Below are 1,470 nucleotides of genomic sequence, written 5' to 3' on the forward strand. Positions count from 1 at the left end.
ACAACTCATGCGTCAACGACCCCGACAACACCTCCACCGAGTCGTTCCAGCCCTCCACCACCAACGCCCGCTCCACCGGCTCCAGCACATCGACCGCACTCAGCGGGGTCTGCGGCTTCTCGGTGAGCGTGGCGAGGACGTTCAGGAAACGCTGGGCGATCTGGCCCGCCGCCGGCGCGTCGAAGAGGTCCGCCGCCACGGTCACCACACCGCGGATCCCGGCCGGCGCGCCCTCGGCGTCGAAGGCCTCACCGATGATCACGTCCAGGTCGAACTTGGCCGAGGGCTTGCCGAGGAACAGCGGCCTCGACTCGATCCCCGGCAGCTCCAGTCCCGGCGAGGCGGCGTCGTGCGCAGACGTGGTGTTCTGGATGGTGAGCACGGTCTGGAACAGGGGGTGGCGGGCCAGCGAGCGGGCAGGAGCCAGCTCCTCCACCAGCCGCTCGAACGGCACGTCCTGGTGCGCGAACGCCGCCAGCCCCGACTCCCGCACCCGCACCAACAGTTCGGCAAAGGTCGGATCCCCCGACAGATCGGTCCGCAACACCAACGTGTTCACGAAGCAACCGACCAGATCGTCCAACGCCTCATCCGTCCGCCCGGCGATCGCCGAACCGATCGGAACATCCGTCCCCGCACCCAGACGCGACAACAGCACCGACAACCCCGCCTGCAACACCATGAACAGCGTTACACCCTCGGCACGCGCCAACTCCACCAACCTGGCGTGCAGTTCCACGGGCATGACGAATCCGGACGTGTGGCCGCGGTGGCTCGCCACCGCCGGCCGCGGACGGTCGAAGGGCAGCTCAAGCTCCTCCGGCGCCCCCGCCAGAGCCTCACGCCAGTAAGCCACCTGGCGCGACAGCGAGCTGTCGGGGTCGCCCTCCGCACCCAGCAACTCACGCTGCCACAGCGCGTAGTCCGCGTACTGCACCGGCAGCGCCGACCATGCCGGCGCAGCACCGCCCGCCAGCCGCGCCGCGTACGCGGTGGAGATGTCCCGCGCCAGCGGACCCATCGACCACCCGTCGCCCGCGATGTGGTGGACCACCAGTGCGAGGACGTGCTCGCCCGGGCCGTTGTCGAACAGCCAGGCTCGGACGGGGATTTCGTTGGCCAGGTCGAACGCGTACCCCGCCGCCCGTGCCACGGCGCCGGGCAGCTGGTCCTCGGGGAGATCCTCCGTCGCGTCGATCACGGGAAGTTCCAGCACGGAGGCGTTCAAGGGCAGTTCGTCGAGGTCCAGGAGACGAGCACCCGTCACCGGCTCGGACGGGTCCGGCTGCGTCAGGCGCACGACCGGGAGTTCCCAGAGCAGTTCGTCGACGTCGATGATCTGCTGGTACGGCTCGCCGTCGGCCTCGGGGAAGATCGTGCGGAGCGCTTCGTGGCGTGCGATGACGTCGCGCAGGGCCTGGGCCAGTGCGGTCCGGTCGAGGTCGCCGGTCAGGCGCAGGACGATGGGGC

1 protein-coding gene is annotated in these 1,470 nt (G+C 69.9%); it reads right to left on the bottom strand.

Annotated elements, in window-relative coordinates; all coding sequences use genetic code 11:
* A partial coding sequence (locus tag ACFC1F_RS43370; RefSeq protein WP_376167343.1) for a condensation domain-containing protein occupies positions 1-1,470 on the bottom strand: 1,470 nt, incomplete at both ends.

The sequence above is a fragment of the Kitasatospora sp. NPDC056181 genome (assembly GCF_042266225.1).
Taxonomy (GTDB): Bacteria; Actinomycetota; Actinomycetes; order Streptomycetales; family Streptomycetaceae; genus Kitasatospora.